Origin of the sequence: Brevundimonas sp., assembly GCF_051860745.1 — a bacterium.
Lineage (GTDB): Bacteria > Pseudomonadota > Alphaproteobacteria > Caulobacterales > Caulobacteraceae > Brevundimonas.
On sequence record NZ_JBHYDN010000012.1, the window covers coordinates 64,743 to 77,838 of the forward strand.

Genomic DNA, 13,096 nt, shown 5'->3' on the forward strand with positions numbered 1-13,096 from the left:
ATGGGCCGCTACGTCTTCAAACTGCCCGACGTCGGCGAAGGCACGGCTGAGGCCGAACTGGTCACCTGGCATGTGAAGGTCGGCGACACCGTCGCCGAGGACCAGATCATCGCCGACATCATGACCGACAAGGCCACGGTCGAACTGACCAGCCCCGTCGCCGGCAAGGTGCTGGCCGCCCATGGCGAACCGGGCCAGCAGCTGGCGGTGGGATCGCCGCTGGTCGAGTTCGAGGTCGAGGGTGCGGGGAACGCGTCTGAGGCGCCGCCCCCCTCGAACCCTGCTCCGCAGGCTTCGGTCCCCCTGACAGGGGGACAGACGGCGGCGGCCTCCGTCTCCTCCCCACGCCGTGGGGAGGGGGACCAGCCGAAGGCTGGTGGAGGGGCGCCCGCCGCACCCCCCGGCAACCACGTCTTCAAACTGCCCGACGTGGGCGAAGGCACCGCCGAGGCCGAACTCGTCGCCTGGCATGTCGCGGTTGGCGACACGGTCGCCGAGGACCAGTTGCTGGCCGAGGTCATGACCGACAAGGCCACCGTCGAACTGACGTCCCCGGTCGCCGGAACCGTCGTCGCCCTGCACGGCGACCCCGGCCAGCAGATCGCCGTCGGCGGGCCGCTGGTGTCCTTCAATGTCGAGGGCAAGGGCAATCAGTCTGTTGCGGCGTCCGCCCCGGCCCCCTCCACCGCTTCGCGGTCCCCCTCCCCCGATGGGGGAGGAATGAAAGCGCCGCCGCCGGTCCCTGCACATTCTCCCCCCGCCGGGGGGAGTACCCGCGCAGCGGGGGAGGGGGGCCAGTCCGGCACCCTCTCCGCCCGCGGTGAGCGCCCGCTCGCCTCCCCCGCCGTGCGCAACCGGGCCCGCGATCTCGGCATCGAACTCCAGTTCGTCCCCGGTTCCGGCCCCGCCGGCCGCATTGAACACGGCGACCTCGACGCGTATGTCGCCTCGGGCGGCCACGGATCGTCCGCACCCGGAGCATCTACCTCCTCGACCTGGGCCCGCGCCGAAGGAACCACCGAAACCCGCATCATCGGCGTCCGCCGCAAGATCGCGGAGAAGATGGCCGAGAGCGTCCGCCGCATCCCCCACATCACCTATGTGGAAGAGATCGACGTCACCGCCCTCGAGGAGCTCCGCGCCCACCTCAATGCGCGGAAAGCCAAGGACCAGCCCAAGCTCAACGTCCTGCCCTTCATCGCCCGCGCCATGGTCGTGGCCCTGCGCGACCAGCCGACCATCAACAGCCACTACGACGACGAGGCCGGCATCCTGACCACCCACGCCGCCGTCCACATCGGCATCGCCGCCCAGACGCCGAACGGCCTGATGGTGCCGGTGGTCCGCCACGCTGAATCCCTCGATCCCTGGGCTGCGGCGCTGGAGATCGCCCGCGTCTCGGGCGCGGCCAGGGACGGCTCGGCCAAACGTGACGATCTGACCGGCTCGACCATCACCATCACCTCGCTGGGGACGCTGGGCGGGGTCATCCACACCCCGATCATCAACCACCCCGAGGTCGCCATCGTCGGCCCGAACAAGATCGCCGAACGCGTGGTGGTCAAGGACGGCCAGATGGTCGTGCGCAAGATGATGAACCTGTCGTCCAGCTTCGATCACCGCATCGTCGACGGCCATGACGCGGCGGTCTTCGTCCAGCGCATCAAGGGCCTGCTGGAACATCCCGCGACCCTCTGGATGAACTGAGAACCATGGCTGAAACGATCAAGACCAACGTCCTCATCATCGGCGCCGGCACCGGCGGCTATGTCGCGGGCATCCGCTGCGGCCAGCTGGGCCTCGACACCATCCTGGTCGACGGCGGCGACGGCCTCGGCGGGACCTGCCTCAACGTCGGCTGCATCCCGTCCAAGGCCATCATCCACGCGGCCTCGAAATTCGAGACGGTGTCCAAGGCCGCCGCCGGCGGCACACTGGGCATCACGGCCTCAAAACCCGCCATCGACCTCGCCCAGACCACGGCGTGGAAGGACGGCATCGTCAAAAAGCTGAACGCCGGCGTCGCGGGCCTGCTGAAGCGGGCCAAGGTCAAGGTCATTAACGGCTGGGCGACCTTCACCGACGCCAAGACCTGCACGGTCAGGACGGCCGACGGCGACATCACCATCAGCGCCGAACACGTCGTCCTCGCTACCGGCTCCGAGCCGGTCGAACTGCCGTTCCTCAAGTTCGGCGGCGACGTCATCTCCTCGACCGAGGCCCTGTCGCTGGACAAGGTGCCGAACAAGCTGGTCGTCGTCGGCGGCGGCTATATCGGGCTGGAGCTCGGCATCGCCTTCCGCAAGCTGGGGGCCGAGGTCGCCATCGTCGAAATGGCCGACCGCCTGCTGCCGCTCTACGACAAGGCCCTGACCGACCCGGTGGCCAAATGGCTCGAGAAGCACGGCGTCGAACTGCACCTCGGCGCCAAGGCCGGCTCGTTCGAAAAGGGCCAGCTGAACATCACCACCAAGGACGGCGCCGCCCTCAAGCTCAAGGCCGACAAGGTTCTCGTCACCGTCGGCCGCCGCCCCCGCACCAAGGGCTGGGGTCTGGAGAACATGGGCGTGGCCATGGCCGGGCCGTTCGTGAAGATCGACGACCGCTGCGCTACCTCGATGAAGAACGTCTGGGCCGTCGGCGATCTGACCGGCGAACCCATGCTGGCCCACAAGGGTTCGGCCCAGGGCGAGGTGGTGGCCGAGATCATCGCCCATCTTTCTGGAAAAGGGGGCCACGACCGCCGCTTCGACCCCGTCACCATCGCCGCCGTCTGTTTCACCGAGCCCGAGATCGTCTCCGCCGGCCTCGGCCCGCTGGACGTCGAGGGCCGCGACGACGTCATCACCGCCGTCTTCCCGCTGGCCGCCATCGGCCGGGCGCTGGCCATCGAGGCGGGCGAGGACGGCGGCTTTGTCCGCGTGCTGGCGTCGAAATCCGATCACCGTCTGCTCGGCGTCCAGGCCGTCGGCCAGCACGTCGCCGAGATGTCCAACAGCTTCGCCCAGATGCTGGAGATGGGCGCCGTGCTGGAGGATGTCGCCGGGATCATCCACGTCCACCCGACGTTGGGCGAAGCCTTCCACGAGGCGTCGCTGCGGGCGCTGGGCCACGCGATTCATATTTGAGGGCGCCAACGTTCGCGACGCGGTCGCTCACTGCCTGAGCGCGCGCTCGCCGCCATCGTCATTCCGGCGAAAGCCGGGACGTCGCCGAACCGTCACACCAGCGGCGGTCCGACCGTCACAAACCTGTGGTCCAAGCGGCGCGAACCGTTCTTGATCCGGAGACTGACGATGACCTCCCGCACCTTGCTCGCCGCCGCCTCAGCGATCGCCCTGCTCGCCCTCGCGGCCTGCAACAACGATCAGTCCGCCGGCAACCAGACGGCCCGCGCGGGCATCTGGGCCGCGGGCTCCTCGACGGTCTTCCCCTTCGCCACCCGGGTGGCCGAGAATTTCGCCCGAACCTCGGGCGGCGCCGCGCCGCGCGTCGAATCGCTGGGCACGGGCGGCGGCATCCAGGCCTTCTGCCAGGGCGTTGGCCCCAACACCCCGGACATCGCCAACGCCTCGCGGCCGATGAAGGCCTCGGAGTTCGAACTCTGCCGCGCCAACGGCGTCACCGATATCGTCGAGATCAAGATCGGCTTTGACGGCCTGGTCATCGCCTCGGCCCGCAATGCGCCCGACTTCCGCTTCGAGGGCGACGATCTGTATCTGGCCCTGGCCAAGGAGGTTCCGGGCCCGGGCGGAACCTTCGTCGCCAATCCGAACACGACATGGAGCCAGGTAAACCCCGGCCTGCCCGCGACCCGCATCCAGGTCTATGGCCCGCCGCCGACCTCGGGCACGCGCGATTCCTGGCTGGAGCTGGCCATGGCCCCTTCTGCTGAATCCATCCCCGCCCTCGCGGCCCTGGCCGAGAGCGACGGCGACCGGTTTGAAACACTGGCGCACACGCTGCGCGAAGACGGCAGCTGGGTCGATTCCGGCGAGAACGACAACGCCATCGTCCAGACCCTGACCCGGACCCCGGGCTCCCTCGGCGCCTTCGGCTATTCCTTCCTCGAGCAGAACAACGACACGGTGAAGGCCCACAGCGTCAACGGCGTGATGCCGACGCTCGAGACCATCGCCTCGGGCCAGTATCCGATCTCCCGCACGATGTTCATCTACGTCAAGAAGCAGCACGTCGGCGTGACGCCCGGGCTGGAGCAGTTCGTGATGGAGTTCATGTCCGAGGCCGCCGTCGGCCGCGGCGGCTATCTGCAGGACCGCGGTCTGGTGCCGCTGCCGGCTGACCAGCTGGCGGCGCAACGCGCCATCGCCACGGCCATGACGCCGATGACGGCCCCGGCGAAGTAAGGTTCTAGGGGCTAGGTTCTAGGGGGAGAGGTAGGACGCGCGCCAGCGCGCCCTGGTCCCTAGCCCCTAGTCCCTAAGCTGCCGCCTTGCGCCTCAGCCGGGCGATCCGCCGCAGGCGGCGCCAGAACCGCCCGCGTTCGGGCTCGGGATAGGGCTGCAGGTTTTCGACGAACTGCTCCGCCGAGGCGCGCCAGCTGAACTGTTCAGCATAGGCCCGCACCGCTTTGCGGTCGCATTTCAGCGCTTCCAGACAGGCGGTGCGAAGGTCCTTGTCGATGGCGCCGGCGTTCGAGCCGGGGATGATGTCGATCGGCCCGTGGGCCGGATAGGCGGCGACCGGCGTGCCCGTGGCCATGGCCTCGAGGATCACCAGGCCGAAGGTGTCGGTCCAGCTGGGGAAGACGAAGACGTCTGCGTCGCGGAAGCAGCGCGCCAGCTCCTCGCCGAACCGGGCGCCGAGGAATTTCGCCTCGGGATATTTGACCTCCAGTTCGGCGCGGGCCGGACCGTCGCCGACGACGATCTTCGTCCCCGGCAAGTCGGTTTCGAGGAAGGCCTCGATGTTCTTCTCGACCGCCACCCGGCCGACATTGAGGAAGAAGGGCCGGGGCCAGTCCCTCCCTGGGTCATTTGGGCCGCCCAGCTCGTCATAGATGCGCGGCAGGTCCGGATTGAACTGTTCGGTGTCCACGCCCCGCGACCACGGCGAGACATTGCGGAAACCGCGCTCCAGCAGCTCGTCCCGCAGCGTCGGCGTCGCCACCATCAGCCGTCCCGACGGCTTGTGGAACCACTTCATATAGGCGTAGCCGACCTGTACCGGGATCGGGAACCGGGCCGAGACGTACTCGGGGAATTTGGTGTGGTAGCTGGTCGTGAACGGCAGTTTCCATTCCACGCAGATGCGCCGCGTGGCGATGCCGATGGGCCCCTCGGTGGCGATATGCACGGCCTCCGGCTCAAGAGCGCGCAGCCGCTCGCGGATTTCCTCCTCGGCACCCAGCGCCAGCCGGATTTCCGGATAGGTCGGGGCGGCGATGGTCTTGAACTGGCTCGGCTCGATGACCTCGACCTCGTGGCCCATGGCGCGGCATTCCGCGATGGTCCGGGTCAGGGTGCGGACGACGCCGTTGACCTGGGGCTCCCAGGCGTCGGTGGCCAGAACGATGCGCATGTGGGCCGGATGGCTCCGCCGTTGATCGGTCGCAACCTCTAGCGCCTCGGACGACGGTTGGCGAGACGCCGCAGCCCCCTCCCGTTCCGTCGCGGAACCGTCTAAGACGCGCGCCATGAACGCACACGTTTCTCCGCCCGTCGCCCTGTCCCAGGATTGGGATGCGCTGGACCAGGGCAAGTTCGCGGACGAGACCGCCACGGTCCAGGGGCTGCTGGACCGCGCGCCTCTGGACCCCGCCGAGCGCGCCGCCGTCCTCGGCGAGGCCGTCGGCTTGGTCGAGCGAGCCCGCGCCAGCGTCAAGAAGCAGGGCGTGGTCGAGAGCTTCCTCCAGGAGTTCTCGCTCGGCACCCGCGAGGGCCTCGCCCTGATGTGCCTGGCGGAGGCCCTGCTCCGCACGCCCGACGACGAGACCCGCGACCGGCTGATCGCCGAGAAGATCGGCTCGGCCGACTGGGCCAGCCACCTCGGCCAGTCCGACAGCCTGTTCGTCAACGCCTCCACCTGGGGGCTGATGCTGACCGGCCAGCTGGTCGATGTCGACGAGGAGGCCCGCACCGATCTGCCCGGCTTCCTCAAGCGCATCGTCGGCCGTCTGGGCGAGCCCGTGATCCGTGAGGCCGTCGCGGCCGCCGTGCGCATCATGGGCGAGCAGTTCGTGGTCGGCCGCACGATCGAGGCGGCGCTGAAGCGGTCCAACCGCGAAGGCTGGCTATGCAGTTTCGACATGCTGGGCGAGGGCGCCCGCACCGCCCACGACGCCGAACGCTATGAGAAGATCTACGCCGACGCCATCACGGCCGTCGGCACGACCGCCAAAGGTCAGGGGCCCGAGGCGGGCCACGGCGTCTCGGTCAAGCTGTCGGCCCTGTCGCCCCGCTATGAGGCGACGCACGAGGACCGCGTCTGGGAGGAGCTCTATCCGCGCATCCTGCGGCTGGCCCGGATCGCCGCGCAGTACGACATCAACTTCACCATGGACGCCGAAGAGGCGGACCGGCTGGCCCTGTCGCTGAAGCTGCTGGACCGGCTGGCGCACGAGCCCGAACTGGGCGACTGGACCGGCCTCGGCCTGGCCGTCCAGGCCTATCAGAAGCGCTGCCCCGAGGTGATCCGCCGCGTCGCCGAACTGGCCAGGACCTCGGGCCGTCGACTGATGGTGCGTCTGGTCAAGGGCGCCTACTGGGACACCGAGATCAAGCGCGCCCAGGTCTTCGGCCGCACCGACTATCCGGTCTTCACCACCAAGGCCGCGACCGACCTCAACTACCTCGTCTGCGCCCGGCTCATGATCGAGGCCGCGCCGCACATCTACAGCCAGTTCGCGACCCACAACGCCCACTCCCTCGCCGCCGTCTACAGGATGGCCTCGGAGCGCGGGGTGAAGATCGAGTTTCAGCGCCTGCACGGCATGGGCGAGGCCCTGTACGACGCCGCCCGCGACGCCTTCGGCCCGGTGACGGTGCGCGCTTACGCCCCTGTCGGCGGGCACGAGGACCTGCTGCCCTATCTGGTCCGCCGCCTGCTCGAGAACGGCGCCAACTCCTCCTTCGTCCACGCCCTGCTGGATGAGCGGGTGCCCGCCTCCGCCGTCGCCGCCGACCCCATCTCCGCCGTCGAGGCCCACCCCGACCGCCACGCCAAGATCCCGACCCCGAAGGACATGTACATGGACCGCCAGAACTCGCTGGGCCGCGACTATTCGCAAGCCGCCGACCGTGAGCGCCACGCCATCGCGCTGCAGAAGGTCGACAGCGAGACCCTGACCGCCGGCCCGATCATCGGCGGCAAGCTGAAGGCCGGGACCAATCCCCAGCCGGTCACCAATCCGTTTGATACGACCCGGGTGCTGGGCCATGTCTCCGAGGCGAGCGAGGCCGATATCGACGCCGCCGTTGACGCCGCCGCCCACGCCCAGATCGCCTGGGACCGCAAGGGCGGGGCGGGCCGCGGCGCGGTCCTGCGGGCCATGGCCGATGCGCTCGAGGCCAATATGGACCGGCTGGTGGCCCTGCTGTCGCGGGAGGCGGGCAAGACCCTGAACGACGGCGTGGCCGAGGTCCGTGAAGCCGCCGATTTCTGCCGCTACTACGCCATGCTGGCCGAGCGCGACTTCGGCGGCCCGACCGAGCTCAAGGGCCCCGTCGGCGAGATCAACCAACTGGTCCTGCACGGCCGCGGCGTCTTCGCCTGCATCAGCCCGTGGAACTTCCCTCTCGCCATCTTCACCGGCCAGATCGCCGCCGCCCTGGCCGCCGGCAATGCGGTGCTGGCCAAGCCCGCCGAACAGACCCCGCTGATCGCCGCCGAGGCCGTGCGCCTCTATTACAAGGCCGGGCTGGATCCGAACCTGCTGGCGCTCATCCCCGGACGCGGCGAGACGGTCGGCGCCAAACTGGTCAGCCATCCCGGAATCGACGGCGTCGCCTTCACCGGCGGCACCGATACGGCCAACCTGATCAACCGCTCTCTGGCCGCCCGCCCGGGAGCCATCATCCCCTTCATCGCCGAGACCGGCGGGCTGAACGGCATGTTCGTCGACACGACGGCGCTGAAGGAACAGGTCATCGACGACGTCATCCTGTCGGCCTTCGGCTCGTCGGGCCAGCGCTGCTCGGCCCTGCGCCTGCTCTATGTCCCGCACGACGCCGCCGACGCCCTGATCGAGGGGCTAAAAGGCGCTCTCGCCGCCCAGGTCGTGGGCGATCCGACCGATCCCGCCACCGACATCGGCCCGGTTATTGACGCCGACGCTAAGGCCACGCTGGACGCCCACTTGAAACGCCTCCAGGGCGACGCGAAGATCGTCGCTCGCGCCGAACTGCCGGCCGGCGCTGACAAGGGCCACCTGTTCGCCCCGACGATCGCCGAGATCCCGACCCCCGACTATCTGGAACGCGAGGTCTTCGGCCCGATCCTGCACGTCTGCCGCTATCGCCCGTCCGAACTGAAGCAGACCGCATCGAAACTGGCCGCGCGCGGCTATGGCCTGACCCTCGGCGTGCACAGCCGGATCGAGGCCTTCGCCGAGGAGGTCACGCGTCTGGTCCCTGCCGGCAACGTCTACATCAACCGCTCGATCATCGGCGCGGTGGTCGGGGTCCAGCCCTTCGGCGGCGAAGGCCTGTCGGGCACCGGCCCCAAGGCCGGCGGCCCTTACAGCCTGATCCGCTACGCCTCCGAAAAGGCCATCAGCAACAACATCTCCGCCCAGGGCGGCGACCCGGCCCTGCTGAACCTCTGACGGTCAGGCAGTTGCCGAAAGGCGGCGATCAGCCTTTCGGCCATCCCCCCGCCCGGCTCAGCGCGCTCGGCGCCGGCCGTCCGATCTTCTCGCCGATCCAGCGGGCGGTGACGATCAGGGCGTCGAGGTCGTAGCCGGTCGAAAAGCCCGCCCGCTCGAGCATATAGACCAGGTCCTCGGTGGCGATATTGCCGGTCGCGCCCGGGGCGAACGGACAGCCGCCGATGCCGCCGACCGAGGCGTCGAGAACGGTGACGCCCGCCTCGATCCCGGCATGGGCGTTGGCCAGGCCGGTGTTGCGGGTGTCGTGGAAATGCAGTCGCAGGACCGCGTCGGGCGCAGCGGCTCGCGCCGCCTCGACCTTACTCGTAACGGCCCAGGGATCGCCTGCGCCGATGGTGTCGGCCAGAGCGATCTCCTCCACACCCAGTTCGGCGATCCGCCCGACCAGATCGGCGACCTGATCGGCCGAAACCTCGCCGTCGAACGGACAGCCCCACACGCAGGACAGGGTCGCCGACAGGGTGGGCGTCGCGCCCGGCGACCCATTTCCTCCCCTTGAAAAGGGGAGGGGGACCGCCGAAGGCGGTGGAGGGGGGGCGTTGGCGCGGCCCGCGATGATGTCGGCCAGCATCTCGACCTGCTGATCGACCGACAGGCCCTGGTTCTTCAGCCCGAAGCCGTCGGTGGCGGACATCGCGACATTGACCTCGTCCACCGTCGTGCCGAGGGCGCGGTCATAGCCCTTGCCGTTCAGGACCAGGCCGATCCGGCTGCGCCCCGCCTCATGCGGCAGGGCGGCCATAACCTCCTCGGCGCCCGCCATCTGGGGCACGTATTTCGGATGGACGAAGCTGACGGCCTCGATGCGGCGCGCGCCGGCGGACTCCAGGCGGCGGACGAGTTCGGCGCGAACGGCCGGTTCGAGGATCGCCTTCTCGTTCTGCAGGCCGTCGCGGGGGCCGACCTCGACGATGGTGATGGGTCGGCTCACCGTTGCGGCTCCGCTGCCGGCCCGCCGGGCGGGGCGTAGACCGTCAGGCTGACATCCTCTCCCTTGGAATAGTTGTGCCCGTTGACCTCGCCGACGGCGCGGCCCGCGACACCCAACTGCGCCGCGGCTTCGCGGAAGGCGTCGGCGTCACGCGCCTCGACAATGACGGGTCGGCCCTCGGCGAGGGCGCGCGCGGCGCCGGCGGCGTCCGTGAGTTCGGTGTCCCGGCCGGTGAGGAAGACAAGGCTGGGCTCATGGAAGCCGGCGACGGCGACGGGTCCGGCCCGGCCCTGACGCGGATGCAGGTTCGCCGTCAACAGGACCTTCTCCAGCTGGGGCGCGATGGCGAGGGGGCGAAGCTGACGGAGCGTGCCGGCCAGGGTGCCGTGGGCGACGACGCCCAGGGCGATCGAGGCGATCACGGCGGTCATCGCCGCCCGGTGCAGCATCAGGAAGGCGCCGATCAGGGCGGCCAGGATGGCGAAGACGATGGTCATGGTCGCCCACGTCTGGGCGGTCGAGCGCCCGTACTCCGTGAGCAGCCAGACCGAGCCGACGGCCAGCAGGGCGCCGACCGCGATCGTCAGCCCGGCCCCGATGTAGCGGGACGTCTTGCCCACCGGACGGGTCAGGGCGGCGGCCGCCAGCAGGGCCAGGGCGCCGAAGGTCGGCAGGGTGTAGTGGGGCAGTTTGGTCGGGGTCAGTTCGAAGATCAGCCACGCCGGAACCAGCCAGCAGATCAGAAAGCGGATCGCGGGTTCGGTCCGCCTCTGCCACGCCGTGGAAAGGGCGGCGGGCAACAGCAGGGTGGCCGGGAAGAACAGGATCGGCGCAATCAGCACATAGAGGCCGGGCGGGACGCCGTGGCCCTCATCGCCACCCGCGATCTTGGGCGCCAGATCGCCGGCGATGGCCTCCGTCCAGAAGCCGCCGTCGGTGGCGATGGTGATGGCGATGGCCCATGGCCCGATGATCAGGGCGACGAGCGGCAGGCCCCAGCCCCAACCCAGCCGTTTGAGCCAGCTGACGTCGCGGTCCCAGACCGACAGGGCGAGCACGGCGGGCGCCACGACGATCAGGCCGATCGGACCCTTGATCAGGATGGACAGTCCCAGCCCTAGCCAGAACATCAGCTTGTGCGGTCGGATCGGGACCTCGCCGGCCCGGGACGCCAGATAGATTCGCGCCAGCCCGGCCATGGCGAGGGTCACCGCCCCGCACAGCATGGCGTCGGTCTTGGCGATTCCGGCTTCGGTGGACAGCAGGAAACTGGCCCCGAGTATGGCTCCGGCCAGAAAGCCCGCCCTCTGGCCGAACATGGCCGCCCCGGCCCAGGCGCAGGCGGCGGCCGCCAGCATGGCGCCGAGTATGGACGGGATGCGGTAGGGGGCGATGTCGCGGTTCTCGACGCTCGAAGTGACGGCGACGGCGACGGCCTGCATCCAGTAGATGCCGACCGGCTTCTTCCAGCGGGGGTCGTCCTGGAAGCGGATATCGACGAAGTCGCCCGTCTCGAGCATCTGCGAGGTGGCCTGGGCGTAACGGCTCTCGTCCCGATCCAGCGGCGGAAGCAGCATCAACCCGGGCAGGCCCGCCAGCAACGCCACCAGGGCCGCGAGCAGTGGGCCGCGCCAGCCGGCGATGTATCGGTCGAAATCGAAAGACGTCATGTTCATCTTCCTAACACGCCGCTTCGCAGCGCGTCATTGTTTGCGGCTACCGCTCGCCGCGCGGCGGCTTGCTGCCTGGGCCGGCGCCATCTCCCGCCCGGCGCGGAAACCCGCTAGACAGCCGGGATGAACGAAACGATCCCCGATATCTCCGTCGTTGTCCCGGTGCATGACGAGCAGGGCGCGGCCGGTCCGCTCGCGCGCGAGATCGCTGCGGCGTTCGAAGGGCGGTCGTACGAGATGGTGTTCGTCGATGACGCCTCGCGGGACGGCACCCTGGCCGAACTGCGCGGTCTGATGACTGAATTGCCAGCGCTACGCGTGCTCAGCCACGGCTCGAACGCCGGCCAGAGCCGCGCGGTGCGCACCGGCGTGCTGGCGGCGCGCGGCGCGATCGTGGTGACCCTGGACGGGGACGGTCAGAACCCGCCGGCCGACGCTCCGAAATTGGCTGATCTGCTCGCATCTTCGCCGTCGTCGGTGGCTCTGGTGGGCGGGCGGCGGGCAAAACGGCAGGATTCCGAGGCGAAACGCCAGGCCTCGCTGTGGGCCAATCGCATCCGCCGAAAACTGCTGGGCGACGACGCCGACGACACCGGCTGCGGCCTGAAGGCGTTCCGGCGGGACGCCTTTCTGCGCCTGCCCTATTTCGATCACCTGCACCGCTATCTGCCGGCCCTGATGATCCGCGAGGGCTATCAGAACCTCTATCTCGATGTGGATCACCGTCACCGGGAGACCGGCCGGTCGAAATATACGAACTGGGGGCGGTTGATAGCCTCGCTGTCGGATTTGATCGGCGTAATGTGGCTGAAATCGCGGTCGCGCCGGCCCGGCGCAATCAGCGAATTCTGACTTTCCCCTGACGCGCGAGCGGGCGTAGCCGTATGGAGCGAACCGGGGTAAGCATTGTTAACAAGCGCGGCCGTTCCGCGACCGCACGACGATGGAGCCCGACATGCTGATCGCCATCCCGCTACTGTTCATCCCCGTCGTGATCTACATGATCGTCATCTGGTCCGGGGGTCTTATGGGGTCAGGCGGTCTCGCTGCGGCGGAGCAGGCTCTACGCGATCCGCTGTTCACGATCCCGATGGTGTCCGGCAGCGGCTGGACGGTCGGCACGGGCGACCTGATCCTCTTCCTGTCGCTGATCCTGCTGTTCTTCGAACTGCTGAAATCAACGTCGAGCCAGAAGGTGGCCATCATCAATCACGCCCTGTCGATGATCCTGTTCGTCTTCTGCCTCGTCTTCTTCCTGCTGCTGAAGGGTTTCGCGACCTCGACCTTCTTCCTGATCATGACCATGGTCATGCTGGACGTGCTGGCCGGGTTCATCGTCACCATCATCTCAGCCCGCAAGGATCTCGAGTTCGGCGCCGGCTGATCAGGCTGAGGCTATCCGCCATCGCGGTACTTTATGGATCGGAAGTTAGCCACCTTCTCCCTCAAGGGGAGAAGGATCCGTGACGCTGTGCTGACAATCCGCGAATCCATAGTCGGGTTGTCGACAAAATACTCCGCCCGTTCAACACCCTGCCTGCGCCGGAAACTTTATTGTTTGTCGGGTTGGGGCCGCGCCTATCCTTCTCCCCATCCCGTCGCGGGGGAGGGCGTCTGGCGCCAGGGCCATCAACGTGCGGCGGG

Annotated in this window: 9 protein-coding genes; 6 read left to right on the plus strand and 3 right to left on the minus strand. The window is 68.7% G+C overall.

Annotated features, from left to right (window positions below; genetic code table 11):
• The 3 genes from ACTIEW_RS12755 to ACTIEW_RS12765 all read left to right on the plus strand — a co-directional run bounded on the left by ACTIEW_RS12755 (window position 1) and on the right by ACTIEW_RS12765 (window position 4,367).
• On the plus strand, window positions 1-1,707 hold the full coding sequence (locus tag ACTIEW_RS12755; RefSeq protein ID WP_439478278.1) for a 2-oxo acid dehydrogenase subunit E2: 1,707 nt from the start codon (window positions 1-3) through the stop codon (window positions 1,705-1,707).
• A 5-nt stretch (window positions 1,708-1,712) separates the two neighbouring features.
• On the plus strand, window positions 1,713-3,128 hold the full coding sequence (gene lpdA, locus ACTIEW_RS12760) for a dihydrolipoyl dehydrogenase (protein WP_439478279.1): 1,416 nt from the start codon (window positions 1,713-1,715) through the stop codon (window positions 3,126-3,128).
• Between the two features lie 168 nt (window positions 3,129-3,296).
• Complete coding sequence (locus tag ACTIEW_RS12765; RefSeq protein WP_439478280.1) at window positions 3,297-4,367, plus strand: substrate-binding domain-containing protein; 1,071 nt, start codon at window positions 3,297-3,299, stop codon at window positions 4,365-4,367.
• A gap of 73 nt (window positions 4,368-4,440) precedes the next feature.
• Here ACTIEW_RS12765 and ACTIEW_RS12770 read toward each other — a convergent pair whose 3' ends face one another.
• On the minus strand, window positions 4,441-5,541 hold the full coding sequence (locus ACTIEW_RS12770; protein ID WP_439478281.1) for a glycosyltransferase family 4 protein: 1,101 nt from the start codon (window positions 5,539-5,541) through the stop codon (window positions 4,441-4,443).
• A 115-nt stretch (window positions 5,542-5,656) separates the two neighbouring features.
• On the opposite strand from ACTIEW_RS12770, the gene putA reads away from it, so the two are divergent.
• Complete coding sequence (gene putA / locus ACTIEW_RS12775) at window positions 5,657-8,785, plus strand: bifunctional proline dehydrogenase/L-glutamate gamma-semialdehyde dehydrogenase PutA (RefSeq protein ID WP_439478282.1); 3,129 nt, start codon at window positions 5,657-5,659, stop codon at window positions 8,783-8,785.
• A gap of 28 nt (window positions 8,786-8,813) precedes the next feature.
• On the opposite strand, the gene ACTIEW_RS12780 is transcribed toward putA, so the two are convergent.
• Together ACTIEW_RS12780 and ACTIEW_RS12785 are read right to left on the minus strand one after the other, a co-directional pair.
• Window positions 8,814-9,779, minus strand: a complete 966-nt coding sequence (locus ACTIEW_RS12780; protein ID WP_439478283.1) for a hydroxymethylglutaryl-CoA lyase — start codon at window positions 9,777-9,779, stop codon at window positions 8,814-8,816.
• The gene (locus ACTIEW_RS12785) at window positions 9,776-11,449 is read right to left on the minus strand and encodes an ArnT family glycosyltransferase (protein WP_439478284.1); all 1,674 of its coding nucleotides are present in this window, start codon (window positions 11,447-11,449) and stop codon (window positions 9,776-9,778) included. The genes ACTIEW_RS12780 and ACTIEW_RS12785 overlap by 4 nt, the downstream gene beginning before the upstream one ends.
• 126 nt (window positions 11,450-11,575) lie before the next feature.
• Here ACTIEW_RS12785 and ACTIEW_RS12790 point away from each other — a divergent pair, with 126 nt between their 5' ends.
• Both ACTIEW_RS12790 and ACTIEW_RS12795 read left to right on the plus strand, forming a co-directional pair.
• Window positions 11,576-12,304, plus strand: coding sequence for a glycosyltransferase family 2 protein (locus ACTIEW_RS12790; RefSeq protein ID WP_439478285.1), 729 nt, complete (start codon window positions 11,576-11,578; stop codon window positions 12,302-12,304).
• Between the two features lie 103 nt (window positions 12,305-12,407).
• Window positions 12,408-12,836, plus strand: coding sequence for a hypothetical protein (locus ACTIEW_RS12795; protein WP_439478286.1), 429 nt, complete (start codon window positions 12,408-12,410; stop codon window positions 12,834-12,836).
• The last annotated feature ends 260 nt before the right edge of the window (window positions 12,837-13,096 follow it).